Source organism: Streptomyces sp. NBC_01788 (assembly GCF_035917575.1).
Taxonomy (GTDB): Bacteria; Actinomycetota; Actinomycetes; order Streptomycetales; family Streptomycetaceae; genus Streptomyces.
In genome coordinates this window covers 837,698-864,445 of record NZ_CP109090.1, presented here as the reverse complement: position 1 = coordinate 864,445, position 26,748 = coordinate 837,698, and the positions used below count along the sequence as shown (strand labels likewise).

Below are 26,748 nucleotides of genomic sequence, written 5' to 3'. Positions count from 1 at the left end.
TTCGCAAAGCGGGCCACTGGACATGAGGGTCCGACTCGTGCGAACACAGACATCGGCGCGTAATGCTGTTCGGCCGGACATTCGCACGTGAACCGCATGTCTCTGACTTGGCAATAGCTGACTGCACAACTGTTCTGGCATAGAATCTTTGAGTGCCTTCCTCGGACCTGATCGACCACCCCCTCATCACCACGTTCGGCCGTCTCGTGGAGACCCACTGTCATCTGGAGCGGCGCCTGGGTACGGCCATGCAGACGGAAGTCGGCCTGCCCCACCTCTGGTTCGAGGTGCTGATACGGCTCGCCCGCGCGGAGAGAGGTCAGTTGTCCATGAGTGCGTTGGCCGACCAGATCGCCCTGACCACCGGCGGGGTCACCAGGCTGATCGACCGGATCCAGGCGGCCGGCTACGTCGAGCGCTGCCCCTGCCTCAGGGACCGGCGGATCGCCTACGCCGCCATCACCGACGCCGGGCACGACATCCTCGCCCGGGCCGCTGTCGGGCACGTACGCAACCTGCGGGCCTCCTTCGCGAAGTTCAGCGAGGACGACCTGGCCGTCCTGGACGATCTGCTCGACCGCCTCCGGAGTACGACGTGATGCACGGCCGCGACAACGAGCTGACCGCACTCGGCGCCGGGGCGGCCGCCGCACGCCGCGGCGAAACGGGGTGCGTCGTCCTGACCGCGCCGCCCGGCTACGGCAAGACGGTTCTCCTCGACGCCCTGCTGCGTGCCCCCGCCTGCCGGGACATGACGGTGCTGCGGGCCCACTGCGGCGAGGCGGCCGGAGGCGCCGGGGCCTACGCGGGGCTGAGGGCGCTGTTCACGCCGGCGGGCGCACCGGCCCCGGACCGCCGGGAGCCGGAACCAGGCACGGACAGCCCGGCCATGATCCTGCCCGGTCCCGGGGACGCCCAGCAGTTCGCCCTCACCACGGCCTACCCGGTGTTCCGCCGGCTTGTCGGGCACGTGCTGCGGCTCACTGCGAAGCGGCCACTGCTGCTCGTGCTCGACGACGCCCACCACTGCGACGAACACTCCCTGCGCTGGCTGGAGTTCCTGATGCGGCGGGCAGCCGGGCAACCGCTTCTCGTGGTCCTCGCCCGCGGCTCCGGCGCCGAACCGCGCGCTCCCCGGGCCTGGGCCGACCTCCTCGCCCACCCCGCGGTGTCCGTGACACACCTCGGGCCGCTCGGCACCGACGCCGTCGGCAGCCTCGCCGAAGAGGTCTTCGGCGGGCCGGTGCACCCGCTGCTCGCCGAGCGCGTCGCCGCGGTCACCGGCGGCAACCCGCGCACCGCCGTAGGACTGCTGCGCGAGCTCAGAAGGCGCGGTGCCGCTCCGGACGAGGCCGGAGCGCGCCAGGCATGGGACCTCGGCGGCGGCATGGCCGCCCGGGCGGTGCGGCGTGTGCTCGACCGCGAGTCGCCCGCGGTCCGCGGCGTCGCCACGGCGGTCGCGCTGCTCGGCGGCACCCAGCCCCCGGAGCGCCTCGCGGTACTGGCGGAGGTGGACCGCGCGCAGGCCGACGAGGCGATCGCCGTGCTGCGCCACGCGGGAGCCCTCACCTCCGACGGCACCGCACTGGTGCACGAGGCCGTACGTTCCGCGCTGCGCGAACCGCTCGGCACCGAGCGGACCGCCGACATGCCCGCCCGTGCCGCGCTGCTGCTCAGCGACGCCGGCCGGCCCGCCGAAGAGGTGGCCCGCCATCTGATGCGGATGCCGGGCGTCCTGGAACCCTGGATGACCGCGGTCCTGCGGGACGCCGCCGCCCGGGCCGAGCAGCGCGGCGCCTTCGCCGACGCCGCCGACTGCCTGCGCCGGGTCCTGGAGGCCGAGCCCGACGACATCGAGACGCGACTCGGGCTGGCGCTCGCCGTGGCACCCGGCGACCCCCTGAGCTCCGTTCCGCTGTTCCGCGCGGCGCTCGCCGGCACGGCCGACACACGCGAAAGAGCCGGCATCGCGGTCCAGTTCGCCATGGCCTGCCTGACCGTACCGCTCCCTGCGGCCTCCCGGGCGGAGATCGTGGGCGCCCTGGAGACCGCCTGGGACGCCCTGACGACCGGCCCCGAGCGCGCCCCCCACCTGCGTGACCAGGTGGCGGCCGTACTGCTGCTCATGGGCCGGCGCGGGACCGGCGGGGCGGCGCGGGAGCACCGCGGCCTGGTGACGGCTTCGTACCGGCTGCGCACCGACCGGCACCAGACGGAGGCGCTGGCCGCGCTGCGCACCGCGTTGGCCGGCGACTCCCGGGAGGCGGCCGTGAAGGGCGCCCGGCGCGCGCTGGAGACGACCTCCCCCCAGCAGCCGCCCTGGCTGCGGTTCACCGCCGCCGCCACACTCGTCCTCGCGGACGAGACCACCGAGGCGCACGCCGCGCTGGACGCCATGCTGCGGAGCGCGGGCGACGAACCGACGACCTGGGTCCGGGTGCTCGCCGGCTCCCTGAGGTCCCATCTGCTGCACCGTGACGGAGCCCTCGTCGACGCCGCCGCGGAGGCCCGCGCGACGATCGCCGCGGTGGGCCGGAGGAACTGCGAGGCCCGGCTGGTGACGGCACGGGCGGTGCTGGCGTCGGTGCTCGTCGACCGCGGCGAACCGCAGCAGGCCGAGCGGCTGCTGGATCGGATCGGGCGCGGCGAGGCGACCGGCTCGGCCCTCGCCTACCTGGTGTACCTGCACACCCGCGCCCGCACCCGCTGGGCGACCGGCCACCCCCGTCAGGCGCTGCGGCTGATGCGCGAGTGCGGCGCCGTGCAGGAGACCGCCGGTGTGCTGAACCCCGTGCTGACTTCCTGGTGGGTGGACAGCTGCCTGATCCTCGCGTCCATCCGGCCCGCCGAAGGCAGGCAACTGGCCGAGCAGGGAGCCGAACGCGCCCGCCGCTGGGGAACGCCCCGCGCTCTCGGCCTCGCCGCCCTCGCCGCAGGCGTCCTCACACCGGGCCGGGCCGGGCTCGACCTGCTCGCCGAGTCGGCCCACGAACTGTCCCGGTCGCCCGCGGTGTCCGCGTACGCCCGCGCCGAATACGCGCTGGGCCGGGCCCTGCTGGTGCACGGCGACGAGGCCGGCGCCCGGGAGCGGCTGCGCCAGGCGGCCGGTATCGCGGGAGGTTGCGGGGCGCTCGCGCTGGCGGAGTCGGCCCGCAGCCTGCTGGTCTCCGCCGGGGGACGCATGGGCCAGGCCGCCGACGCGCCGACCGGAGGCCTGCTCACCACCACTGAGCTCAAGGTGGCCGGTCTCGCGGTGTCCGGGGCGAGCAACCGCCAGATCGCGCAACGGCTGTTCGTCACGGTGCGCACCGTGGAGTCCCATCTGACCAACGTCTACCGCAAGCTCGGTGTGCGTCGACGGGACCAGCTCATGGACGCGCTGCGCGCCGTGCACGGCGGCTCCTGGCCGGGCCGGCCGGTGCTGGAAGGAGCGTGAGGGTCCGTCCTGTCGGGGATTCACGCGCCGCAGAAACGAACGGGGGCAGGAAGACAGGGTGATGGACGGATGACGGGGTGGACCCCATCTCCCCACGCGTGGCACCGCACACGGTCGGCGGTGGCCGTCGAGGATCCACCGTCCCGCGTCCGGGCGCGGGAGCGGTCGATGATGACGGCCGTCCTCGACGGGCTCGACACCTCGGGCCCGGTGCTCGTCACACTGTCGGGCCGAAGCGGCCTCGGCCAGTCCGCGCTGGTGCGCTGGGCCGCCGACCGGGCCGGCGCGTCGGGCCTTCGCGTGTTGCGCGCCCGGGCGGCGCTGGCGGAGTCGGAGCTGCCGTACGGAGTGGTCACGCAACTCCTCGAACCGCTCGACCCCACGGCGGCGCCCCCGGGGCCGACGCGGCACGAGCCCTTTCCGGGGCTGGCCGCGCTGCTGCGCGCGGCACGGACGTGTCCGACCGTCCTGGCCGTCGAGGACGCGCACCGGCTCGACCGGGAGTCGCTGCACTGGCTCCAGGCGCTGCTGCGAAGATCCGCCGGGACACCGCTCGCGGTGGTGTGCGGCGGTGACGACGCGGCGGCGCCCGATCCCGGATGGTCCGGTCGGCTCGGCTCCGTGCCCGGCCCGGCCGCCCACCACCTGACCCTGGCACCGCTGCCCCCGGACGAGATCGCCGCCGAGGTGAACCGGGTGTGCGGACGCGCGGACGAGGCGTTCACGGCCGAGGCCGGCCGGATCAGCGACGGTCATCCAGCCGTGCTGCACGACCTGTTGCAGCGGTTCGCCGCGCTCGGCCACCGGCCGGCCGCGGCCAAGGTGCCGGTGCTGCGGACGACCGGCACCGCCGTCCTCGGCGACCACCTGATGAGCGCCGTGCGGACACTCGGCGCCGAAGCGGGCGACGTGGTGCGGGTGCTGGCGGTCTGCGGAGACCTGCTCGACTTCCCCCTCGTGCGCACGCTCGCCCACGCCGGCTCACTCAACGAACGCCGGCTGCGGGTGGCCCTGACCCGGACCACCGGAATCCGGGCGCTGCCGGACGGCCGCCTCGCGGTCGACCCGGCCCTGCGGGTCCGCGTGCTGGAGGAGATGACCGCCGACGACCGGGCCGACCTGCACGTCCGGGCCGCCGAACTCGCCCATCGCTCCGGAGCCGAGGACCGTGCCGTGGCCGGCCTGCTGCTCGCCGCGCGCCCGACCGGGTCCGCCTGGGCGATCCACACCCTGCGACGCGAGGCGGACCACGCCGTACGGGAGGGCGAGCACGACCGCGCCGCCCTGCTCCTGGCGCGCGCGGCGGAGGAGGAACGGGACCCCGGCGAGCGCGCCCGCCTCCGCCTCGAACTGGCCGCCGTCCACCTGGTCACCGAACCCGAGGCCGGCGACCTGCGGATCGAGCGGCTGATCCGCACACCGCAGACCCCCGCCGCCGTACGCCTGCACGCCGCGGACCTCGGCCTCACCGGTGGCGGCACCGACGTGGTGCGCCGGTCGCTCGCCGACGCGCTGACCACCGCGGCCGCGCCCGAACGGGACGACCTGCTCGCGCTCTTCTGGGCCGCCGACCCCACCGGTCAGGCGATCGGCGCGGCCACCATACCCACGGTGCCGCCGCTGCCACAGCGCCCGGCCTCACCCGCGCAGGCCGCCGTGCGCGCCTGGCAACTCGCCCTGTACGGCGAGAGCCTGGACGAGGTCGGGAGCCTGGCCCGGGCCGCCCTCGCCGACGACCGGCGGCCGGACGGCCCGCTCGTCCAGACCGTCCTGGCCGCCTGCAAGGCCCTCAGCCTCGCCGACGCGCTCGACGACGCCGAGTCCGGCCTGAACCGGCTTCTCGGCGCACTCGACGGCAGCAGGCTCCGGCTCGCCGCCCCCCAGATCCTCGCCCTGCGCGGTGAACTCAACACCCGCCGAGGCCTGCACGCCCAGGCCGATCGCGACCTGGAGGCCGCCGAGCAGGGGGCGAGCCGGCTCGGCAGGTCGGATGCCCTGCTGCCCCATCTGTACGGCATCCGCGCCATCGTGGACGTGGAGAGCGGCCGTGAGGACGTCGCACGCGAGCGTGCCGCCACGCCCCTGCCACCCGCCGCGGAGGACAGCGAGCACTGGCCCCGCCTGCTGTTCGCGCGCGGCGTGGTCGCGCTGCGCGGTGGCAACCCCGTCGAGGCGCGCGACCAGTTCCGGGAGTGCGGCCGTCGGCTGCTGAGCCGTCATCACCTCAACTCCGCACTGGTACCGTGGCGTTCGCTGACGGCACTGACCTGCCACACCCTGGGCGAGTCTGCCGAGGCGCGGCGGCTGAGCGAACAGGAACTGGCGCTCGCCCGGCGCTGGGGCACGGGCAGCACCCTCGCCTGGGCCCAGTTGACGGCTGTGCTGGTGGCCGGACGTGAGGACCGCCTGACGGGCATCCGCTCGGCCATGGGAGCGGTGCGCTCGGCGCCCACCGGCCCGGAGTACACCCGGGTCCTGGCGGAGTACACCGCCCTGGAGATGACCGAGAACGGCGGTGACCGGCGGATGGCCGCCCTGTCGCTCGCCGAACTGAGCGCGCTCACCGCCGCTCACCCGGCCGCCCCCATGGCGGTCAGGGCCCGCGCCCTGGCCGGAGCGGCCACCGGAACGGTGTCGGTCCCCGGCTGGGACGCCCTCTCGGAGGCCGAGCAGCAGTCGGCGCTCCTCGCCGGCCGCGGCCGCAGCAACCGCGACATCGCCGCGCTTCTGGGGATCTCCAGCCGTGCGGTCGAACTCCGGCTCGCCCGCGTCTACCGCAAGCTGCGGATCAACGGGCGCCAGGAACTGCGGGAACTGGTCCGCGCGATGGAAGGACACTGAACGGGATGCTGCTCGAACGAGGTGCCGAGCTCGCGGCGGTGCGACAGGCCCTGCGTGCCGCCGCCGAGGGGCGCTCCTCCGTCATGGTGCTGGCCGGGCCTCTCGGCATCGGCCGCTCGGCGCTGTTGCAGGAACTGCCGCGCTGCGCCGACGAGGGCACCGTGCATGTGCTGCGGGCCGGCGCCGCACCGACGGAACAGGGGCTCGCCCACGGTGTGGTGCGTCAGCTGTTCGACAGCCTGCTGACCACGGCATCCGGACCGGTGCGGAAACGGCTGCTCGCCGGCGCGGGGGCCGCCCGGCAGGTGCTCGGCGACGACCTGGTGCCCGGTCCCGACGCCTCGGACGGGACGGTTCTGCGCGATCTGCGCGGCTTGCTGGCCACGTTGAGCGCCGCAGCGCCCCTGCTCGTACTCATCGACGACCTTCAGTGGACGGACCCCCGGTCGCTGAGCTGGCTCGCCCGTCTCGCCCGGCGGCTGGACGGACTGCGGCTGCTGCTCGTGTGCACCCTGCGGGACGGTGATCCCGGCTCGCGCGACCCGTTGGTGCAGGAGCTGGTGAGCGCCTCGGCCCGCGTTCTGCGACCCAAGCCCCTGTCCCCGGCCGCCACCGGGCAACTCGTTCGCGCGCACCTGGGGGAACCCGCAGACGAGGACTTCGTCCACGCCTGCCACGAACTCTCCCGGGGCTGCCCGCTGTTCCTCCGGTCCGTACTGTCCGAAGCCGCCCTCACGGGCTGCCCGCCCGTGGCCGCGAGCACGGGCCTCCTGCACACGGCGCACCCTGCCCAACTCCGCGACCGCTTAGTGAACTGCCTGCTGCTCCAGCCCCAACCGGTCCGGGACGCGGCGGCCGCGATCGCCACGCTGGCCGGGCACGAGGATCCCGCACTCCTCGGCCGCCTCGCGGGACTCGACGACGTCGGCCTCACGACGGCGCTGCGCGTCCTGCGCCAACTGGGGCTGACGGCCGAGGAGGACGAGACCCGCTTCGCCCACCCGTCCGTACGGGAGGCCGTCGAATGCTCGATGAGCGCCGCCGAACGGCAGCGCTGGCAGGAGACCGCCGCGGTGGTCCTGTACGACAGCGGGCTTCCGGCGGAGCAGGTCGCCGCCCAGCTCATGGAGGTTCCGACGCCCGGCTACGCCTGGGCCGTCCCGGTACTGCGCAGCGCGGCGGACAGCGTACGCCGCAAGGGGAGGCCGGAGTTGGCCGCCCGGTATCTGCGCCGGGCGCTGCTGGAAACGGTGGCGCAGGACCGGACCAGGGCCCAACTGCTGGTCGAGCTGGCCGCTGTCGAGTTGTCCTTCGACCCTCCGGCCGCCGAATCCCATGTCGCGCAGGCGCTCCCCCTGCTTCCCACGGCCCGTGACCGCGCCGCCGCGGTGCTGCGGCTCTCGCCCTGTGTGACCAGCCCCGTGACCCCGTCGGGCGCCGCGCTGCTCAGGCGCGCCGTCGACGACCTCGTCGACCCCTGCGTGCGCGACGACTCCGGAGGCGAGGAGGCTCTCGGCCTGGAGGCGAGACTGCGGTACGCGGGTCTGGACGACTATGCCCAACTCGCCGACGCCGTCGCGAGACTGCGCGTCCTGGAACCCCCGGTCCGCTCACGCGGCGGCAGGGAACTGCTGGCCGTGCTGCTGCACGCGGCGACGCTCAGCGCCGACGGAGAGGCGTCGGAGGTCGTGCGTCGGGCCCGCACTGTCCTCGACTGGGAACCGGCGACCATCGTGGGCGGTGGTTCGGTGATGCAGCTCGTGCTGTTCTCCCTGGTGGGCGCCGACGCCCTGCAGGCCGCCGAGTCCTGGCAGAACGCGGCGGAGCGCGGCGGCCACGGAGACGACGGCGCCGATGCCATGACGCACGCGCGGCGCGCGCTGTTCCACATCGCGCGCGGCCGGCTGCCCCAGGCCCGGGAGCAGGCGGAACACATCGTCGAACTGGCCGGCACGATCCGCGAGGAGAGCCGCTGCTTCGTCTACGGTGTGCTGGGCGCGCTGGCGCTGTCGACCCGTGACATGCAGCTCAGCTCACGCATCGTGGGCGATGCGGCCGACCGGTGCCTCGGGCCGATCCCGTCCGCGCTGCTGGGCCTGCTCCGGATGGCGGAGCAGGCCCAGGAGGGCGATGCCGAAGCGGCGTTGGAGACGGCCATGGAATGCGGCCGGCAACTGGAGTGCGCGGGCTGGCGCAATCCCGTTCTGTTCCCCTGGCGCCCCTGGGCGGTCTCCCTCTCCCACCAGCTCGGCGACCATCACCTGGCCCGGACCCTTGCGGCGGAGGAGTACGCGCGGGCGAGGGAGTGGGGGGCGCCGGTGGCCATCGGCCGCGCGCTGCGGCTGCGCGCCCGCACCGACGGGGCGGACGAGCGGGTCGATCTGCTGCGGGAGGCGGTGGGAACACTGCGCGAGTCCGCCAACCAACTCGAACTCTTCATGGCAGTACGGGACTTGGGGCGACAGCTGGGTGACGGCGCCGAGGCCCGGGAGTCCTTGCGTGAGGCCGGTGAACTGGCGGAGTCCTGCGGCGTTCCCTGGCTGCCCGGGCCGGTCACCGGGGAGGGCAGGCCCTCGGCCCCCGCCGTACGGACGGCACTCACCCGTACCGAGACCCGGGTGGCATCACTCGTTGTCAACGGCCTCACCAATCAGGAAATTGCAGCTGAACTTCAAGTGAGTGCCCGGGCTGTGGAAAAGCACCTGACTAACTCCTATCGTAAACTCGGCATTACGGGCAGGCGAGAGTTGGCCGCAGTTGTGCAGGAATCCGGGGTGCACGCTCCCGGCTGATCGGGCATTCGGTCCCAGCGTTCCGGCGGTGTGCTCTCTGACCTGCGGTTTAGCAACCGTACCGAACCTTGTGTGCGGTGCCCGGGCGAGACACCGAACCTTCTCCCGCCACTCCACAGAATCGGCGCGATCGGGCCGGTTCACGTTGACCCGGTCGCCGTCAACTCTCTAGAGTTCCTGGTGTGGTTCCAGTGGTAATGGCGAATTGAGCGGTCGGGAAAACCGAGTGCTTCTCGGCTTTCCTCTTCCGTGCGGAAGGAGAGAGGAAAGCCCTGGAGGACCGGTGACTGTCCCGACCGGGAAGACCATCGGAACCCGCTACCTGTTCACCCATCTCATGAGTACCAACCGCTGCGCAGACCGACGGTCCGGTGACGGTGACGAGAAGTCGCTGCCCGGCAACGTTGTCAGACGCGTGAGGCACTGCACGTCGCCGTACTCGCCGGCGTGCGCCCTCCACGCAGGGTCCCCCGGGCGCCCTCGTGCCGAGCCGTCTTGCCGGGCCCGAACCCATCGGGTCCACCGCGCGCGGAGTACACCCCCCACCGCACGAAGGGCGATTATGCCGCAGGTCACCAACTCACGACGTGAGACGATCACGCTCACGTCCACCCTTGCCGCTTCGGGCAAGGGGGCCGCCCGCGACCTTCCGGAGGGCGGCCGATCGCCGCAGACCGCGCCACTCGACGAGGGCCGCCTCAACATGGCCCGTCTCGACCGGTCCCTGACCATCCAGCAGGCCAGTGAGGGCTTCTTCTGGCAGTTCGGAGGCTCGTCCGCGGACCTGTGCGGCCGGACCTTCAGCGATCTCGTCCACCCCAGTGTCCAGCAGCCGCTGATGCGGCAGTTCACCGGTCTGATCGAAGGCCGGCGTGACCGCTTCGCCACCGACGTCATCGCGGTGGGACGGGACGACGCCACGTTCACCGCCCCGTTGACGGCCCTCATGGTGCGCGGCGGTCTCCCGGACGAGTCCTCGATCCTGGTCATGATGCCCAGCGCGCAGAACGACCCGGCCGACTCGGAGGTCGTCGGCGGACGCGGCAAGAAGCTCCTGAGCCAGATCGACGCCCGGATCCTCGAAGGCATAGCCTCCGGACTCTCCACGATCCCGCTCGCCTCACGGCTGCACCTGAGCCGGCAGGGCATCGAGTACCACGTGACCTGTCTGCTGCGGAAACTCCGGGTGCCCAACCGGGCGGCGCTGGTGTCCCGCGCGTACTCCATGGGCGTGCTGAAAGTCGGCGTCTGGCCGCCGAAGGTGGTCCCGGACTTCATCAAGGACTGACGCCACGGAACACACCGGCGGCCGGCCAGGCTCAGGCCCGGCCGCCGGTGCGGGTCCGGCGCAAGCCGTCCGCCGAACCGGACGGCTCGTATCAAGTAGTGAAGGCATCCACCGTCAACTCCTGGGATTTCGACTTCAGTTGTTGACGTCGGCCGGTGGTGGGGATACAACCCGGAGAGAGCGCTCTCACGTCTGCTACCGCTCCACCCCCACGCACGCCGAACCGGCTTGAGGAGACCTGTATGCAGCCCTTCTCCGGCGTACTCACCCGCAGACCGGCGACCACCGCCCGTGCCCGTACGGCACTCGGCTTGGTCGTCGTCCTGCTCGCCGCCTGCTTCGCCGCTCTGACACCGTCGTCCGCGCAGGCCGCGGACCAACTGCTCTCCCAGGGGCGGCCCGCCGTGGCGTCCTCGGTCGAGAACGACACCTTCCCGGCCTCCGCCGCGGTCGACGGCAACACCGGCACCCGCTGGTCCTCCGCCTTCTCCGACCCGCAGTGGCTCCGGGTGGACCTCGGATCCGTCCAGCAACTGACCCGCTTCACCCTCAACTGGGAGGCCGCGTACGCCAAGTCCTTCCAGATCCAGACGTCCAGCGACGCGAACACCTGGACCACCGTCTACTCCACCACCAACGCCACCGGCGGCACCCAGAACCTCGCCGTCACCGGCAGCGGCCGCTATGTGCGCGTCTACGGAACCGCGCGAGCCACCCCCTACGGCTACTCCCTGTGGGAGTTCCAGGTCTACGGACCCGGCGGCACCACCACGCCGCCGGACGACTTCTGGGGCGGCACCAGTGACATTCCCGCCGCGAAGAACGCCGTCGAGGTGAAGATCCTCAACCGCACCAACGGCAAGTACCCCGACAGCCAGGTGTACTGGAGCTTCAACGGCCAGGTCCACTCCATCGCCGAGCAGCCGTACCTCGACATGCCGGCGAACTCGGCGGGCCGCATGTACTTCTACCTCGGCTCGCCCAACAGCCCCTACTACGACTTCATCGAGTTCACCGTCGGCAACAACGTCTTCAACGGCAACACGACCCGCGTCGACGCCTTCGGACTGAAGCTCGCCATGCGCCTGCACTCCAAGGACGGCTACGACGTGGAGGTCGGCGAGAACCGGCAGACCTTCGCCGAGGACCGCGCCACCACCTTCCAGCGGTTCACCAGCGCCGTTCCCGACCAGTTCAAGGTGCTGGCCCAGACCCAGGCCCCCTACCGGATCATCGCCCCCGGCAGCGACCCCAGCTTCCGCGCGGGCGGCGCGAACGCCAACTACTTCACGTCCTACGCCCAGTCGGTCGGCGTGAACGCGGCCACCTCCGACATCTTCGGCTGCGCAGCCTCCCTGGCCGGCAACCCCGACATGTGCGCCGCCCTGAACCGGCACGTCGCCACGCTCCCGGCCGCCCAGCAGTCCGACCCGGCCCAGTACTACAAGGCGGCACCGGCCAACTACTACGCCAAGTTCTGGCACGACAACGCCATCAACCGGCTCGCCTACGGCTTCCCCTACGACGACGTGGCGGGCCAGTCCTCGTTCATCTCCCACGGCAACCCGCAGTGGCTACTGGTGGCCGTCGGCTGGTGACCGACCACGAGAGGATGCCCGGGGGCCGCGCTGACAGTGTGCCCCCGGGCAGCCTCTCCTCGCGTACGCGCACGCATCCAACCGCCTTCCTTCGTATCCTTGACATCCCGGACCTACCCTGAACGGCCCAGCCGGCGTCCGACTCTTGGTCGTCGTCAGGCTCCTCGGAGGTTGGGGGAATCGGAGCGGAAACCAGCACTTCTCTACTGGGCTGTCAAGCAGCGGCTGGTCAGCAAGCTCGCCGTTCCCTGGGCACCTCGCGGCAACGGCGCATTCGCGAGCGAGCAGGACCACATCGAAGCGCTCCGCGCTCTGCTCCTCCATCGACCTGAGTCAGTCGAAGAGGGCAACGAGTCCGTTTACCCAGATCGCGAGGAACGCAAGGACCGCCACCAGGCATCCGGCCCCTGCCAGGACGTTGGCGAAGGCGCTTTTCCTGCTGTCCGCCTTCTCGCCAGATGGCACCGTGTCCCAGTCGACGGGGTGTCCCATGACCTCGGAGCAGGCTGCTCGTACTGCTGCCAGTCGCTCTCTGGCGAAGGTTGTGCGGGCAAGCGACTCCGGGCCCTGCCAGGCAAGTGCCCGCATGCGCCGCGGAGCTGTGTGGTATCTCGCCTCGAAGGCGGAGGTCTCAGCTGGGTCCCTGTCCTGTTCGAGGTACATCCAGCGGCCCGCTTCTGCGGGGTCTCCGTACAGGCGGTACACCTCGGCCAGGCGCCGGCGAAGCATCAGGTCGTTCGGAAAGGAAGACACCAGGCCGCGCAGGCGCTGGCGCGCGACGGGGACCCGGCCGGCGACCAGGTCTGCATCGACTCGGGCCAGGGTGTCTCTGAGAGGCATGAACGCATGATCGGGTACCGCAGTGACCACTGTCGACCTGGTTTTGTCGCTCGGTACTCGCTCGCCCCCAATGACATCGGCTGGCCTTCACCGAGACGGGACAGCAACAGTTACGGGACAGCCCTTCAGCGAGGAGTCGCCGCCCCGGGTGTGGGAATGGCCCGGGACCGCTCCGGGGTGGCCGGAATCGTGCGGGCCGGGTCGGGTCCGGCCGTTCTGCGCGTGCCGGTCTCCGCGGTGCGGCTCGGCGTGCTGGGCGTCCTCCTGGTCGCGGCGTCCTCGCGGGGACTGGGGGCGGCGGAGTCCGAGGGGCGAGCCGTCCGTGCCGTCGTGGGAGAGGGGGCCGGTGTGGTCGCGGCGGGCGGCGGGGGCGGCGGAGCCAGGGGGACCGTGGGCGTGACGGGGGCGGAAGGGGCCGACGGATGCAGCGGCAGTACCACGATGGCGACCGCCGCACAGGTCACGGCCGCTCCGGCAGCGGCCCGCAGCAGCCTGCGGCGGCCGGCCGCGCGGCGGATCGCCTCGTAGCGGCCCGGGGGCGGGCCGAGACGGTCGGCGGGAGGCCGCAGGATCACCGCGAGCGGGTCGTCGGGCGCGAACTCCGGGTCGTTGTCAAAGCGAGTGGTCAAGGCTTCTCCTGAGGTGGACGCGGAGCAGTTCTCGGGCCGCATGGAGGTCGGCTTTGACGGTTCCTTCCTTGCGTCCGGTCAGCACGGACACCTCCCGGATCGGCATGTCAGCGTAGTAGTGGAGCAGGATCGGGACGCGCAGCCGTTCCGGCAGGGACTGCACGAGCAGGCGCACCGACGGGTCCGTCTGCTCGGAGTGGGGGCGGATCGCGGCCTCGGTGGTGGCGCGGCGCACGGCGCGGCGCTCGCGTTCCTGCTTGCGCCAGTGGTCGCGAACGATGTTGGCCGCGGTCACGTAGAGGAAGCCGTGCGGCTCCTCCACTGACGTCCAACGGGCCCAGAGCCGGGTGAACGCCTCGGAGGCGATCTCGTGGGCCGTCTCGTCGTCGTCGACGAGCCGGCGGCACCAGCCGGCGAGGCGCGGGTACACGGCGGCGAACAGTTCGGCCGCTGCCTTGTCGCGGGACCGTTTCAACGCTCTCCAGGGTCGGGGTGCCGGTTCGGGCACGGGTGGATGGGGGAGGGGGCTGCGGGCGGGGCGGCTGCTCCTGAGGAAGGATGCCGGGCCGGCGGTGCAGTGTTCCGCCGGCCCGGCCGCTGTCGCCGTATCGGCCGTCGCCGTCAGCGGATGACGGCACTGAGGACGGCGAACACGATCACGTTGTCGCGGTAGCCGTCACCGTCGCGCGGGCCGCCGCAGGTGATGAGCCGCAGCTCCGGGCGGTCCACGTTCCCGTAGACGTCGTCGGTCGGGAAGCGCGCCTTGGCCACCGTCCGGGTGGACGTGACGGCGAACTGCGCCTGTGTGCCGTTCTCCAGGCGGGCGACGATCGTCTCGCCGGTCCGCAGCCGGTCCAGGTGACGGAAGACTCCGTCGCCGTAGGGGCCGACCGTGACATGGCCGAGGACGACCGACGGCCCGAGCTGCCCCGGTGTGGGGGAGTTCCGGTACCAGCCCGCCCGGTCGTGTGCGGTGACCGGGGGCACCTGCACGGTGCCGTCCTGTTCCAGCCCGAGGCTCAGCAGCGGGGTGTCGACCTCGATGGCCGGGATACGGAGCCGGACCGGGACGGAACGCGGCAGGGGGCGCGGGGAGCCGGTGGCACCGGGCACGGCCGGCGTGGTGCCGGCCGTGTCCGGGGTGCCGCCGCGGGCGGTGGGATGGGAGGGCGCGGATGCGTCCCTCCCCGCGCCGCCGCAGCCCGCGAGCAGTCCGGCCAGCGCCGCGGTGCCGAACGCGCGCCTGGAGAGCGGTGTCATGCGCCGGTCGTCCGGCGCTTGCGGACGACGAGGACGGCCCCGCCGGCCACGACGAGCGCCATGCCGGCGCCGCCGCCGATCAGGCCGTCCCGGGAGTCGGAGTCCTGGGCCGGGGTGGTGACACCGGTGTCGGGCGCGCCCGCGGGCACCGCGCGGACCTGGCCGCGGGCCGGGGCACGGGTCGGCTCGGCGGCCGGCGCGGCCGGCGCGGGCGTGGCGGCCCTGGTCGGGACCGGGGAGGGGGTGGCGGCCCGGGTGGGGACCGGGGAGGGAGCGGCCCCGTCGGCGAAAGCGGGTGCGGTTCCCGCCAGCACGGCAGTGCAGGCGACTGCCGCGACGGTGAGGATGGTTCGGCGCATCGATTCGCTCTCTTTCGTCGGCGCCCACCGGGTCGGCGGGCGGTTGCGGATCGAGCGGAGAGACGAGGCGGGGCGGGACCGGGTTGCAAAGAGATGGCAAAGGCGGGTTTCCGGGCGGTCGGCAGGTGACCGACGGGGCAGACCCGCTCGGACTGCGCCTGCTGCTGTTCGCCGTGTTCGTCCCGGTCTCCGCCGCGGTGACCGCGTACTTCGCGGTGTGGGCGGTGGACTCGGGCCCGGGGAACAGCCCGGGATTCGGCCCGCTGACCACCATCGCCGTCGTGTGCGGCGTGCTCACCCTCCTGGCGGCGATCGACCTGACGGTCGTCGTCCGCCGCGGCCGACGCATGAACCCGGCACTTCGGTCCCTGCTCGATCCGCTCGACCTGGTTCAGGCGTGAGCGGGACTTCAGCACGACAAGCCGCTGAGCTGCTCACCACGCGCGTCGCGGCGCTGATGCCGCCAAGCCGCGCGGGCGGTGAGTGAGTCCCGGCGCGGCCGTGTGCGGGTGTGGGTCAGTGGTCCTCGTGGTGGTGGGTCCACGCCTTCTCGCGCAGGGCCGCGCTCGACAGTACGTCCGCCGCCGTGCACGCCAGAGCGCCGGTCACGGCGACGAGGGTGTCGCGGGCCCGTGGGGAGGCGGCGGCCGTGGCGAACTCGGGGGTGTGGTCGGACCCTTCGTCGGTGATGGCGACGAAGGGGTGGATGGCGGGCACGCGCGTGCTGACGTTGCCGATGTCCGACGAACCCAGGTAGACGCCGGGCACAGGCGGGGTCAGCGTGATCCCGGCCCGTGACAGGTGCTCGGCGAACCGCTCGGACAGGACGTCGCTGTCACGGAAGTGCTCGTAGCGGAGCGTCGTGCGTTCCATCTCGGCCCTGGTGTCCGTGGCCAGCGCGACGCCCTCGGCGCACGCGCGCAGCTGCCCGGTCAGGACCCGCAACGCACGGCTCGTCTCCGCGCGCAGACCGAACAGGCCCTCCGCGTACTCCGGGACGATGTTGGTGGCCGTGCCCCCGGCGGTGATGATGCCCTGGACATGGGAGGCTTCCGGCAGGCGCCGGCCCAGCGTGGTCAGGACGTTGAACAGCTCCACGAGCGCCAGGAGCGCGTCGATGCCTTCGGCCGGGCTGCCGGTGGGGTGCGCGGCGCGGCCGTGGAAGGCCACCCGGTACTGCACCGACGCGGTCAGCGGCGCCCGCGTCCAGCTGCACACCCCCGGGTGGAACATCAGCGCGGCGTCGACGCCTTCGAACACACCGGCCTCCACCTCCACGACCTTTCCGCCGCCGCCCTCCTCGGCCGGGGAGCCCACCGCCATCACGCACCCGGCCGAGCCGTCCAGCACCGTGTTCAGCGCGAGAGCCGCTCCCAGGCCGGCGGCCGCGATGAGGTTGTGCCCGCAGGCGTGGCCGAGGCCGGGCAGGGCGTCGTATTCGAGCAGCAGCGCCACGGCGGGGTGCCCGTGACCGGTGCGGGCGGTGAACGCGGTCGGCATGTCGGCCACCCCGCGCTCCACCGCGAACCCGGCCCGTTCCAGCTCGCCCGTCAGCAGGGCGGCGGCCCGGTGCTCGGCGAAGGCGTACTCCGGTTCGGCGTGCAGGCTGAGGGCGACGTCCCACAGCAGGTCCGCCCGCTCGCCGACCGCCGCGCGAAGCCTGTCGTGGACGTCGGCGCTCACGTCGTCGGGCGTACGGGCCACCTGATCTCCTCGGGGTGCGGGAGCCGGTCGTGAGGTGTCCACCGCCGGGTGCCACTCTCCCGGGCCGCGACACCTCCGGGTTTCGACGACGCCACCGGTGCGACACGTGCGGTGAGCGGCGGGCGGACAAGCTACTCCGGTCGGGCGTCCCCCGCGGCCGACGCGTGCCGCTGGGGCGGCGTGCACATGACCGCGACGGCCGCCGCGTCGTCGGTGAGCCGGCCGCCGACGTACGCGAGGAGGTCGCCACGCAGACGTCGGAGCACGTCGTCGGGCGCGCGGTCGCCCCACGCGGGGAGACGTTCGGTCAGCACGTAGAAGGCGCCGGACTTGTCACGGGCCTCGACGACACCGTCGGTGTAGAGCAGCAGCAGGTCGTGCTCCTCGAAGGGGAACTTGTCGAGGAGGTAGTCGCCGTCGTTGAACTCGCCGAGTCCGAGCGGCGGCGCCGACGGGCTGCGGTCGAGCGGCACCACCGTGCCGCGGTGCAGCATGAGCGGCGGGGGGTGCCCGCAGTTGACCATGTGGACGCAGCCGCCGTGGTCGGGGAAGTCGAGAAGCACCGCCGTGACGAACCGCTCCTCGCCGCTGTCCTCACCGCTGTGCGGATCCCATCTGACGCTGCCGTCCAGGTGGGCCGCGAGGGCGGGCAGGTTCTCCTGGCGGTGGGCGAACCCGTAGAAGGATCCGAGCAGCATCGCGGCGTCCCCGACCGCGGCCAGCCCCTTGCCCCGGACATCGCCGATGAGCAGCCGGGTGCTGGTGTGGGTGCGCGCCGCGGCGTACAGGTCGCCGCCGATCTGCGCCTCGGCCTCGGCGGCGAGGTAGATGGAGGCGACGGTCAGCGGCCCGATCCGGTCCGGCAGTGGCCGCAGCAGCACCTTCTGCGCGGCTTCGGACACGGAGCGCACCTGGCTCAGCACCCGCCTGTGCCGGTCGCGTACCGCCGTGAAGGCGACCACCACGATCGCGCCTGCGGCCAGCGCGGCGATCTCCCCGTCCCGGCTCGCGATCCCCGCCGTGTGCTGGAAGGAGGCCACCGTGAGCCGGGCTCCCACGGCCAGGACACCGACCAGCGCGGTGAGCCGGGGTCCGGCGAACGCGGCGGTGACGGCGGGTGCCGCCATCAGCAGCGGTCCGAGCTCGACGTACGCCGGAGTCAGGGCGTCGATGAGGGATATCAGCGCGATCAGCGCGAACGGCAGTGCCACCAGCGCACGCCTTGGTCGCCCCCGCACCCCCGTGAACAGTCCACTGGCTCCCATGGCCGTCACCCAGACCTCACCCTGCGGCCTTCGGCGTTCGCGCCGGGCTCGTGCCGCCGGAACTTACAAGGCTCATACAAGACCATATAGCGACAAAGCGTCCGCCGTGCGAGCGCACCGTCGCCCGGCGACCCCACGGGAGCCGTCCGAGGAGCCGTGGATCCGGACGCCCCCTCCCGTGCCGTGCGGCACGTCGGCGGCGGGTCCAAGCTGGAGGGGGATCTGCGAGGGAGTGACCATGCGGGTGGGAGTGCTGACCGGAGGCGGCGACTGCCCCGGTCTGAACGCGGTGATCCGCAGCGTCGTGCGCAAGGGCGTGCAGGAGTACGCCTGGGAGTTCGTCGGGATCGCGGACGGCTGGGGCGGCGCCGTCAAGGGCGTCACCCGTCCCCTGGACGTCGCGGCCGTGCGGGGAATCCTGCCGCTCGGCGGCACGATCCTCGGCTCCTCCCGCACCAACCCGCTCCGGATCGACGGGGGCATCGACCGCATCCGCGAGACGCTCCGCGACCACGAGATCGACGCCCTCGTCGTCATCGGCGGCGAGGACACGCTCGGCGTCGCGAGCGCGCTGTCCGACGTGGGGGTCGACCTGGTCGGCGTGCCCAAGACCATCGACAACGACGTCGGCGGCACCGACTACACCTTCGGCTTCGACACCGCGGTCGGCATCGCGACCGAGGCCATCGACCGCCTGCACACCACCGCGGAGTCGCACAAGCGCACGCTGGTCGTCGAGGTGATGGGACGCCACTCCGGCTGGATCGCCCTGCACGCGGGCGTCGCGGGCGGCGCGAACGCCATCCTCATCCCGGAGGTGGAGTTCGACGTCGACCAGGTGTGCGCCTGGGTGGAGAGGCGCTTCGAGATCAACTACGCGCCGATCGTCGTCGTCGCGGAGGGCGCGGTCCCGCAGGCCGGGCAGATGGTGGTCAAGGACGAGTCGCGCGACGAGTTCGGGCACGTGCGGCTGTCCGGCATCGGCGACTGGCTGGCCCGGGAGCTGGAGAGCCGAACGCAGAAGGAGGCGCGTACGACGGTGCTCGGCCACGTCCAGCGCGGCGGCACGCCGTCCGCCTACGACCGGTGGCTCGCCACCCGCTTCGGACTGCACGCCGTGGACGCCCTCAGGGACGGAGCCTTCGGCACCATGGTGGCGCTGCGCGGCACGGATGTCGTACGCCTTCCGCTCGCGGACGTCACCGGCACGAACAAGCGGGTTCCCATGGAGCTCTACGAGGAGTTCGACGTCTTCTTCGGCACCTGACGCGCGGTCACCGTACGCGCGGTCAGTCGTGGGGCACGACGGCCACCGGGCAGTGGGAGTGGTGCAGCACGGCGTGGGCCACGGGACCCAGCCGCTGCTCGGCCGCCCGCGGGCTCGTACGCCGTCCGACGACGAGCAGGCCCGCCCGCTGCGAGGCGTGCACCAGCGCGTGGGCCGGGTGGAGCAGGACGACGTCGGGCAGCACGGAGACGTCCGGATACCTCTCCCGCGGCTCCCGGAGCACGTCGGACAGCCGCTGGACCTCCTCGTCCTCCCACGCCGCCCGGTCCTCCTCGGGCACCGCGAGCGCGGTCCACGGCGGAGCGCCGGTGAGGGCCCACGCGTGCACGGCTCGCAGCCTGTCCGTATGGAGCCGAGCCGCGTCGAAGGCGAACTCCACGGGGGGCTCGGCCGCCCTGCGGGCGTCGACTCCCACGGCCACCTCCGCCTCGTGCCGCGCGGCGGCGGGCGGCCGGGGCACGACCACCACGGGACAGGGCGCGCGGCTCGCCGCAGCCAGCGCCGTCGAGCCCACAACGAGACCGTCGAATCCGCCGTCCCCGCGCGCCCCGACGACGAGGAGCTCGGCCGTCCGGGCGGCGGAGAGCAGGGCGGCCGGGGCCGAGCCGGTCACCTGCACGCTGCTCATCGCCACACCGGGACGCCTCGCCGCGAGAGCGGCCTCGGCGCGCCCAAGGACCTCCTCGCCGGACCGCTGCCAGGAAAGGGCGAACGCCGGTTCGGCGACGCCGTCGGCGGGGTCGGGAACGGCGAGAACCAGCCGTAGTTCCAGACCGCGGCGGCCCGCCTCCTCGGCCGCCCACTCGCCCGCGACGAGGCTTTCCCGGGACGCGTCGATCCCGGCCATGAGGAAACGGGTCATCCGGTCCTCCCCTGCGGCACAGAGGACCATTGTGGACGGGCCGTCATCGCGGCACCAGTGGAACCGGCCGGGCTCCCCGTGCCCTGGCCTGCCGGGGCCGTTAATGTGGCTGGCAGGTGGGTGAGAGGGCTTTCGGTGGTGCGCGGGGTTTGGAGGGTTCGCCGGTGAGTGGTTCCGGGGAGTCGGGGGAGGCCCGTGTGCGGCTGCCGCAGTTGCGGTTGGACGAGTTGCTGGAGGAGTTGCAGGCGCGTCTTGACGCGGCGCGCAGTACCCGGGACCGGGTGCACAGTCTGCTGGAGGCGGTGCTCGCGGTCGGCCGGGAGCTGGACCTGGAGCAGGTGCTGTACAGCATCGTGGACGCCGCTGCGACGCTGGTGGACGCCGAGTACGCGGCGCTGGGCGTGATCGGCCCGGACGGCAGGCGGCTGTCGGCGTTCCACACCGTCGGGGTGAGCGAGGAGGGGATCGCGCGGATCGGCCCGTTCCCCGAAGGGCACGGCATCCTGGGCGAGCTGATCCGGCATCCGGAACCGCTGCGGCTGACGAAGCTGTCGGAGCATGCGGCGTCGTACGGCTTCCCCGAGCACCATCCGCCGATGAACACGTTCCTCGGCGTTCCGATCCGGGTGCGGGACCAGGTCTTCGGCAATCTGTACCTGACCGAGAAGCGCGGCGGTCTGGAGTTCGACGAGGACGACGAGTCGGTGCTGGCCACGCTGGCGGTGGCGGCGGGCGTGGCGATCGACAACGCGCGGCTGTACGAGGAGTCGCGGCTGCGGGAGCGCTGGCTGCGCGCGATGGCGGAGATCACGCAGAGCCTGATGTCGGGTGCCGACCAGGCGGAGGTCCTGGGGCTGATAGCCGAGCGCGCGCGGGAGATCACCGGGGCGGCGCTGGCGGCGATGTCGACGCCGGTGAAGGAGACCGGGACGCTGAGCGTGGAGCTGGCGATCGGCCAGGAGGCGGAGGCGCACCGGGGTCTGGTGCTGCCGGTGGAGGGCACGCTGACCGGGGAGGCGTTCACCGGCGGGGTACCGGTGAGCAGCCCGGACATCTCGCGTGACCCGCGGGTGACGGCGGGTCCGCCCCGGTTCGCGGGTCTGGGTCCCGCGGTGGCGGTGCCGGTAGGGGGCCCGGGCGATCATGTGCGCGGGGTGGTCCTGCTCGTACGGGAGGCCGGCGCGAACGACTTCTCCAGCAAGGAGCTGGAGCTGCTGAAGGGATTCGCGGCGCAGGCCGCCGTGGCGATGGAGCTGGCCGGGCGGCGGCGGGACGCGGAGCAGATCGCGCTGCTGGAGGACCGCGACCGGATCGCCCGGGACCTGCACGACCTTGCCATCCAGCGGTTGTTCGCGACGGGCATGACCTTGCAGAGCGCGGGCCGGTTCATCGACCATCCGGGGGCCAAGGAGCGGGTGCTGCGGGCGGTCGACGACCTGGACGAGACGATCAAGATCGTCAGGTCGACGATCTTCGGTCTGCGGGCGCACGACGAGGAGGCGGGCGCCGGACTGCGGACGCGGGCGGTGCAGGTGGTCGGAAAGGCCGCGCCGGTGCTCGGATTCGCACCCGGGGTGCGGATGGAGGGGCTGCTGGACACCCATGTGTCGCGGGAGACCGCGGACGAGGTGGTGGCGGTGCTGTCCGAGGCGCTGACGAACATCGCCCGGCACGCGCACGCCGACCGTGCGGAGGTGGCGCTGGAGACCGACGGCCGCAGCGTACGGCTGACGGTCACGGACAACGGCGTGGGGATCCCCGCCGAGGGCCGCCGCAGCGGACTGTCCAACATGGCCGAACGTGCCCGCCGGCTGGACGGCGGCCTGGAGTGGACCACACCCGAGGGCGGAGGTACGAGGCTGGTCTGGCACGCGCCCGTGGGCTCCGCGGAGGCCGCGCGGTCCTCGCCGAAGGCGTGACCGGGGCGGCGTCGAGGCAGTGACCCAGGTTTCACCCGGGCAGTGACCGGCGCCGGGGCGCACCGCACGGACGTGGGACGGATCAGCCGGGCCGGCCGTGGTCCGGGCGTACCTCATGGTCAGGGCGCACCACGACCACCGGGCAGGCCGCGTGCTGGGCGCAGCGCTGGCTGACCGAGCCCAGCATCGCGCGGGCGAAGCCGCCGCGGCCCCGGCTGCCCACGACGAGGACGTCCGCCCCCGCCGAGGCCCGGATCAGCACCTCCGACGGATCGCCCTCGACCAGGTACTCGACCAGATGCGCCGGCCGGTCGTCGCCGAAGACACCCCTCAGACCCTCCGCGAAGCGCTCCCGGGCCTGCTCCAGGTCGAACTCGGGATCGATCGCGGGGCCGGTCCAGCCGATGGCCGACGGCGTGTCCCAGGCGTGGATCGCCTCCATGACACCGCCGACGAGCCGCGCGTATTCCGCCGCCCAGCGCACCGCCGCGCACGAGGACGGCGAACCGTCCACGCCCACGACCACCCGGCGTCGAGGTGCGGAAGGCTGCATGGCCACCTCACTGAGCAGTCGTTGTGCGTACGTCCACGCTGCCCGGCCCGAGGCGACCGTGCCAGTCGGGGACCGTCCCGGTCAGGGGGCCGGTCGGCCCTGGTGCGGGACCAGCGGCCCATGGCCGCCGCGCCGGCCGACGGCGATTCTCGGAAGCGGATCAGCAGACCAACGGATCAGCGGATCAGCGGATCAATGAAGTTCCCGTCGCGGCAGCGCCGCAGGAGGTGGCAGTCCATGCCTCGCACCGTCACTGTCGGTCTCGACGGCTCACCCGAGAGCCGGGCCGCCGCCGAATGGGCGGCGCGGGAGGCCGCGATGCTCGGGCTGCCGGTCCGGCTCGTCCATGTGGGGGAGCCGGTGCCCGAGCCCCTGGCGCAGGCACCGCTGCTCGGTGCGGAGACGCGTCGGCACTGGACCGAGAGGGTGCTCCGCGAGGCCGCCGAAGGACTGCGGTTGCGCCATCCGGGTGTCGAGGTGCGTGCCGAGCACCTGTCGGGCCGTCCCGCCGAAGTGCTCACCGAGGAGGCGGCCGGCGCCGAAGTGCTCGTGCTCGGCTCGCGGGCCCTCGGCAGGGTCGGCGGCTTCCTGGTCGGCTCGGCCGGGTTGTCCGTTCTGGCGCACGCAGAGCGTCCCGTCGTGCTGGTACGGGCCGGGGAGCAGGCCGCCGACGCGCACGAGACGGACCGGGCGGGCCTCCCCTCCGCCGCGGCCGCCCGCCGGCCCGTCGTCCTGGGCCTCGACACCGCGCACCCGGACGAGGACCTGATCCGGTTCGCCTTCGAGGCGGCCGCCCGCCGCGGCACGTCACTGCACGTCGTGCACGGCTGGTACCCGCCGCTGTACTACGGCTACGGCGTGCCCGCCGACGCCGAACTGCTCACCTCCCCCGCGGTGGCCGAGGCCGCCGCACTGACCGAGGCGCTGTGTCCCTGGCGGCGGAAGTACCCGGACGTCGAGGTCGCCGAGGTCTCCCGCCCCGGCAGCGCCGCGGAACTGCTCGTCGACGCCTCCCGCGCGGCATCCCTCGTCGTGGTGGGCCGACGCGTGCGCCGCAGCCCCCTGGGCGCCCGCGTCGGGCACGTCACCCACGCCGTCCTGCACCACGCCGCCGCCCCTGTCGCGGTCGTCGCCCACCCCTGACCGCCACCCGAGCACGGCCCCTGACCGACGTACCCCGAGCACGGCCCCCGACCGCCACCCGAGCAACCGCCCCCGACCCGCACGAGCACCGACCCGCACGAGCACCGGCCCGCACGAGCACCGGCCCGCACGAGCACCGGCACCACGAGCACCCCCGCACCGGCACCACGAGCACAGCCCACCGAACACCACAGGACCCCATCCGAGGAGTGAGGATCATGAAGGCTGCGGTCGTACGGACCTTCGGCGAACCCCTGGTCATCGAGGAGCGCCCGGACCCCGAGCCAGGACCCGGCCGGGTGCGCGTCCGCGTCGAGGCCTGCGGGCTGTGCCACACCGACATCCACGCCGCCCACGGCGACTGGCCGGTCAGGCCCAACCCGCCGTTCGTGCCCGGCCACGAGGGCGTCGGCCTCGTGGAGAAACTCGGTGAGGGCGTCACCCACCTGGCCGTGGGACAGCGGGTGGCCGTGCCGTGGCTCGGCCACGCCTGCGGTCGCTGCGAGCACTGCCTGTCCGGCTGGGAGACGCTGTGCGGGCAGCAGATCAACACCGGATACGGCTGCGACGGCGGCTACGCCGAGAAGATGACGGCCTGGGCGGACTTCGCACAGCCGGTGCCCGACGGTGTCTCCCCCCTCGACGCGGCCCCGCTGACCTGCGCGGGCGTCACCACGTACAAGGCACTCAAGGTCGCCGGCGTCCGGCCGGCCCAGCTCGTGGCCATCTCCGGGGTCGGCGGACTCGGCCACCTGGCCGTGCAGTACGCCAAGATCGCCGGCGCCCGTGTCGCCGCGATCGACGTCACCGACGACAAGCTCGAACTCGCCGCCGAACTCGGCGCGGACATCCTCATCGACGCCCGCACCCAGGACGTCGGCCGGGAGCTCAAACGGTACGGCGGCGCCCACGCGGCCATCGCCCTCGCGGTGAACGGGGCCGCCTTCGAGGCGGTCGCCTCCGGGTTGCGGCGTGGCGGCAGGCTCGTCATGGTGGCCCTGCCCGCGCAGGGCACCGTCCGAGTGCCGATCTTCGACACCGTGCTCGGCGGCACCTCCGTGATCGGCTCGATCGTCGGCACCCGGCAGGACCTCGCAGAGGTCTTCCAACTGCACGCGGAGGGCCGCACCCGGGTCATCCGGGAGAGCCGACCGCTCGGCGCCGTCAACGAGTCCATCGACGAGGTGCTGCGCGGTCAGGTCAAAGCCCGCATCGTGTTCGACCTCGGAGAGGGAGGCTGAGGACCATGGATCTGCCGCTGGTCGTCGGAGTCGACGGTTCCGAATCCAGCCTGCGGGCCGCCGACTGGGCCGCCGACGAGGCCGCCCTGCGCGCGGTGCCGCTGCGGGTCGTCTACGCCTCGCTCTGGGAGCGCTACGAGGGCGCCGCGCTCGCACGCGAACTCGGCAAGCCGGACGGCCAGGTGGAGGCCGAGGAGGTGGTCGCGGCCGCCGCCCGGCGCGCCCGCGCCCGCCATCCCGGCCTGCCGATCAGCAGGGCCGCGCTGCCCGAGGCGCCCGAGTACGCGCTGGTGCGGGAGGGCAAGAACGCCTCCGCCCTGGTCGTGGGCGCCCGCGGCCGCAGCCCGGTCGTCGATCTGCTGCTGGGCTCCGTCAGCCTGTGGGTGGCCGCGCACGCCGACTGCCCGGTGTTCGTGATCCGCGGCAGCCACGACAACCAGGCCCGCGTCCCCGTGCACGGCCGTGTCGTCGTCGGCGTCGGGGACCGGTCGGGGGCGGCGGTGCGCTTCGCCGCCGAGGAGGCCCTGCGCCGCGCGGCCGAACTGGAGGCCGTACGGGCCTGGCGGTGCCCCGCGCACGAGGCCTTCGACCATCCGCTGATCGGCGGGGAGCCCGAGCGGGTGTACGAGGAGCGGGCCGTCGACGCCCTGGAGTCGGCGCTGCGGGACGTGCCGCCGGAGGTGAAGGTGCGCCGGCGCACCGCGGAGGGAACCGCCCGCCGGGTACTGCTGGATGCCTCGCCGGGCGCGGACCTGCTCGTGGTCGGAACCCGGCGCCGGTCCGGACGGTTCGGGCTCCAGCTCGGCCGGGTCGCCCACACCGCCCTGCACCACTCGGCCTGCCCGGTGGCCGTGGTGCCCGAACGGGCCTGAGGTCAAAGGTCTGCCGTGCGGTCGGGGACGTAGGTCTGAAGATCGCGCGGCGGCCGCTCGTAGCCGGTCGGCGCCGGCCGCTCGGGCAGTCGCAGCGCCGTCGGTGAGACCTCGTGGTACGGCATGGTGCTGAGCAGATGGGCGATCATGTTCAGCCGGGCGCGGCGCTTGTCGTCGCTCTCCACGACGTACCACGGGGCCTCGGAGATGTCCGTGTGCACCATCATCTCGTCCTTGGCCCGCGAGTACGCCTCCCAGTGCGTGATGGACTCCAGATCCATCGGCGACAGCTTCCAGCGTCGCAGCGGGTCCTCCAGACGGCGCCGGAAACGTTCCTGCTGGACGGCGTCGCTCACCGAGAACCAGTACTTGCGCAGCAGGACTCCGTCCTCCACCAGCATCCGCTCGAAGATGGGGCACTGGCGCAGGAACCGCTGATGCTCCTCCTTGGTGCAGAAGCCCATCACGTGCTCGACCCCGGCCCGGTTGTACCAGGACCGGTCGAACAGCACGATCTCCCCGGCGGCCGGCAACTGCTCGACGTACCGCTGGAAGTACCACTGGGTGCGCTGGCGCTCGGTCGGCGCGGGCAGTGCCACGATCCGGGCGATGCGCGGGTTGAGGTGCTCGGTCACCCGCTTGATGGTGCCGCCCTTGCCGGCCGCGTCCCGCCCCTCGAACACCACGACCAGCCGGGCCCCGGTGGTCCGCACCCACTCCTGGAGCTTGGCCAACTCCGTCTGAAGGCGCAGGAGTTCGCTCTCGTAGGTCTTGCGCGGCAGCGCCGCCCCGTTGTCGGCCTTCACAGCAGGACACCGTACTTTCCGGCGGGCGTGGGCGCACCCGGGCGGCCGCGCG

General features: G+C 73.1%; 22 protein-coding genes. 12 read left to right on the top strand and 10 right to left on the bottom strand.

Translation table 11 applies throughout. The annotated features are described in order from the left end of the window. Nucleotides 1-152: 152 nt before the first annotated feature. The 6 genes from OIE49_RS04060 to OIE49_RS04035 all read left to right on the top strand — a co-directional run bounded on the left by OIE49_RS04060 (nucleotide 153) and on the right by OIE49_RS04035 (nucleotide 11,955). A complete protein-coding gene (locus OIE49_RS04060; protein WP_100571178.1) occupies nucleotides 153-599 on the top strand; it encodes a MarR family winged helix-turn-helix transcriptional regulator in 447 nt (148 codons plus the stop codon). Beyond that, nucleotides 599-3,436 (top strand): ATP-binding protein, encoded by a 2,838-nt coding sequence (locus OIE49_RS04055; protein WP_326801105.1) that lies wholly within the window; start codon nucleotides 599-601, stop codon nucleotides 3,434-3,436. Before OIE49_RS04060 ends, OIE49_RS04055 begins: the two co-directional genes overlap by 1 nt. Before the next feature lie 120 nt (nucleotides 3,437-3,556). After that, nucleotides 3,557-6,277 carry an AAA family ATPase gene (locus tag OIE49_RS04050; RefSeq protein WP_326801104.1) on the top strand — a complete coding sequence of 907 codons (2,721 nt, stop codon included), beginning with the start codon at nucleotides 3,557-3,559 and terminating at the stop codon, nucleotides 6,275-6,277. Between the two features lie 5 nt (nucleotides 6,278-6,282). Beyond that, nucleotides 6,283-9,069: an ATP-binding protein gene (locus tag OIE49_RS04045; protein WP_326801103.1), complete on the top strand. Its 2,787-nt coding sequence runs from the start codon at nucleotides 6,283-6,285 to the stop codon at nucleotides 9,067-9,069. 562 nt (nucleotides 9,070-9,631) lie between these two features. Then, nucleotides 9,632-10,357, top strand: a complete 726-nt coding sequence (locus OIE49_RS04040; RefSeq protein WP_401738393.1) for a helix-turn-helix transcriptional regulator — start codon at nucleotides 9,632-9,634, stop codon at nucleotides 10,355-10,357. A 242-nt stretch (nucleotides 10,358-10,599) separates the two neighbouring features. Further along, nucleotides 10,600-11,955 (top strand): beta-1,3-glucanase family protein, encoded by a 1,356-nt coding sequence (locus OIE49_RS04035; protein WP_326801102.1) that lies wholly within the window; start codon nucleotides 10,600-10,602, stop codon nucleotides 11,953-11,955. Between the two features lie 333 nt (nucleotides 11,956-12,288). On the opposite strand, the gene OIE49_RS04030 is transcribed toward OIE49_RS04035, so the two are convergent. From OIE49_RS04030 to OIE49_RS04010, 5 genes are all read right to left on the bottom strand, one after another. Further along, complete coding sequence (locus OIE49_RS04030; RefSeq protein ID WP_326801101.1) at nucleotides 12,289-12,795, bottom strand: DUF6584 family protein; 507 nt, start codon at nucleotides 12,793-12,795, stop codon at nucleotides 12,289-12,291. Nucleotides 12,796-12,920: 125 nt separating this feature from the next. Beyond that, nucleotides 12,921-13,424 carry a hypothetical protein gene (locus OIE49_RS04025; RefSeq protein ID WP_326801100.1) on the bottom strand — a complete coding sequence of 168 codons (504 nt, stop codon included), beginning with the start codon at nucleotides 13,422-13,424 and terminating at the stop codon, nucleotides 12,921-12,923. After that, nucleotides 13,408-13,899, bottom strand: coding sequence for an RNA polymerase sigma factor (locus OIE49_RS04020; protein WP_326801099.1), 492 nt, complete (start codon nucleotides 13,897-13,899; stop codon nucleotides 13,408-13,410). Before OIE49_RS04020 ends, OIE49_RS04025 begins: the two co-directional genes overlap by 17 nt. Before the next feature lie 146 nt (nucleotides 13,900-14,045). Next, nucleotides 14,046-14,684: a class F sortase gene (locus tag OIE49_RS04015; RefSeq protein ID WP_326801098.1), complete on the bottom strand. Its 639-nt coding sequence runs from the start codon at nucleotides 14,682-14,684 to the stop codon at nucleotides 14,046-14,048. Then, nucleotides 14,681-15,043: a sortase-dependent protein gene (locus OIE49_RS04010; RefSeq protein WP_326801097.1), complete on the bottom strand. Its 363-nt coding sequence runs from the start codon at nucleotides 15,041-15,043 to the stop codon at nucleotides 14,681-14,683. The genes OIE49_RS04015 and OIE49_RS04010 overlap by 4 nt, the downstream gene beginning before the upstream one ends. Nucleotides 15,044-15,168: 125 nt before the next feature. Between OIE49_RS04010 and OIE49_RS04005 the strand changes: the two genes are divergently transcribed. Further along, nucleotides 15,169-15,444 carry a hypothetical protein gene (locus OIE49_RS04005; protein WP_326801096.1) on the top strand — a complete coding sequence of 92 codons (276 nt, stop codon included), beginning with the start codon at nucleotides 15,169-15,171 and terminating at the stop codon, nucleotides 15,442-15,444. Nucleotides 15,445-15,559: 115 nt separating this feature from the next. Here OIE49_RS04005 and OIE49_RS04000 read toward each other — a convergent pair whose 3' ends face one another. Together OIE49_RS04000 and OIE49_RS03995 are read right to left on the bottom strand one after the other, a co-directional pair. Beyond that, complete coding sequence (locus OIE49_RS04000) at nucleotides 15,560-16,747, bottom strand: amidohydrolase (protein ID WP_326801095.1); 1,188 nt, start codon at nucleotides 16,745-16,747, stop codon at nucleotides 15,560-15,562. Nucleotides 16,748-16,878: 131 nt separating this feature from the next. Further along, complete coding sequence (locus OIE49_RS03995; RefSeq protein WP_326801094.1) at nucleotides 16,879-17,958, bottom strand: PP2C family protein-serine/threonine phosphatase; 1,080 nt, start codon at nucleotides 17,956-17,958, stop codon at nucleotides 16,879-16,881. A 292-nt stretch (nucleotides 17,959-18,250) separates the two neighbouring features. Between OIE49_RS03995 and OIE49_RS03990 the strand changes: the two genes are divergently transcribed. Then, on the top strand, nucleotides 18,251-19,279 hold the full coding sequence (locus OIE49_RS03990) for a 6-phosphofructokinase (protein WP_326801093.1): 1,029 nt from the start codon (nucleotides 18,251-18,253) through the stop codon (nucleotides 19,277-19,279). A gap of 22 nt (nucleotides 19,280-19,301) precedes the next feature. On the opposite strand, the gene OIE49_RS03985 is transcribed toward OIE49_RS03990, so the two are convergent. Further along, entirely contained in the window at nucleotides 19,302-20,162 is an 861-nt protein-coding gene (locus OIE49_RS03985) for a universal stress protein (RefSeq protein WP_326801092.1), read from the bottom strand. Nucleotides 20,163-20,326: 164 nt separating this feature from the next. On the opposite strand from OIE49_RS03985, the gene OIE49_RS03980 reads away from it, so the two are divergent. Further along, complete coding sequence (locus OIE49_RS03980) at nucleotides 20,327-22,081, top strand: GAF domain-containing sensor histidine kinase (RefSeq protein WP_326801091.1); 1,755 nt, start codon at nucleotides 20,327-20,329, stop codon at nucleotides 22,079-22,081. An 82-nt stretch (nucleotides 22,082-22,163) separates the two neighbouring features. Here OIE49_RS03980 and OIE49_RS03975 read toward each other — a convergent pair whose 3' ends face one another. Next, a complete protein-coding gene (locus OIE49_RS03975) occupies nucleotides 22,164-22,634 on the bottom strand; it encodes a universal stress protein (RefSeq protein WP_326801090.1) in 471 nt (156 codons plus the stop codon). A 237-nt stretch (nucleotides 22,635-22,871) separates the two neighbouring features. Between OIE49_RS03975 and OIE49_RS03970 the strand changes: the two genes are divergently transcribed. From OIE49_RS03970 to OIE49_RS03960, 3 genes are all read left to right on the top strand, one after another. Continuing rightward, entirely contained in the window at nucleotides 22,872-23,777 is a 906-nt protein-coding gene (locus tag OIE49_RS03970) for a universal stress protein (protein ID WP_326801089.1), read from the top strand. Nucleotides 23,778-23,995: 218 nt separating this feature from the next. Next, a complete protein-coding gene (adhP, locus tag OIE49_RS03965; RefSeq protein ID WP_326801088.1) occupies nucleotides 23,996-25,018 on the top strand; it encodes an alcohol dehydrogenase AdhP in 1,023 nt (340 codons plus the stop codon). A gap of 5 nt (nucleotides 25,019-25,023) precedes the next feature. After that, nucleotides 25,024-25,890: a universal stress protein gene (locus OIE49_RS03960; protein ID WP_326801087.1), complete on the top strand. Its 867-nt coding sequence runs from the start codon at nucleotides 25,024-25,026 to the stop codon at nucleotides 25,888-25,890. 2 nt (nucleotides 25,891-25,892) lie between these two features. On the opposite strand, the gene ppk2 is transcribed toward OIE49_RS03960, so the two are convergent. After that, on the bottom strand, nucleotides 25,893-26,696 hold the full coding sequence (gene ppk2 / locus OIE49_RS03955; RefSeq protein ID WP_326801086.1) for a polyphosphate kinase 2: 804 nt from the start codon (nucleotides 26,694-26,696) through the stop codon (nucleotides 25,893-25,895). Between the last annotated feature and the right edge of the window lie 52 nt (nucleotides 26,697-26,748).